The organism is Rhodoglobus galactosidasius (assembly GCF_054957775.1).
This window is the reverse complement of sequence record NZ_JBQIAV010000034.1, coordinates 1-255: the sequence shown is the minus strand read 5'-3', so window position 1 is coordinate 255 and position 255 is coordinate 1. Positions and strand designations below refer to the sequence as shown.

General features: G+C 62.0%; 1 protein-coding gene. It reads left to right on the top strand.

The genetic code is table 11. The annotated features are described in order from the left end of the window. Positions 1-255 (top strand): transposase (locus ACTJJW_RS14765; protein ID WP_462645920.1); only part of this gene is annotated, 255 nt, incomplete at both ends.

Below are 255 nucleotides of genomic sequence, written 5' to 3'. Positions count from 1 at the left end.
TCCAGAAGCAGTTCACCGAAGTCGTTGCGATGTTGGGCCGCTCCCACCCCAAGGTCGCGGCCATGCTTGACGACGCCCGATACGACCTGCTCGCGTTCGCCGCTTTCCCGCAGCGGCATTGGCGTCAAATTTGGTCGACGAACCCGCTGGAACGCGTCAACAAAGAGATCAAACGGCGCACTGACGTCGTGGGTGTGTTCCCGAACCCGGCCGCCCTGTTGCGTCTTGCAGGTTCGGTACTGATCGAGCAGCACG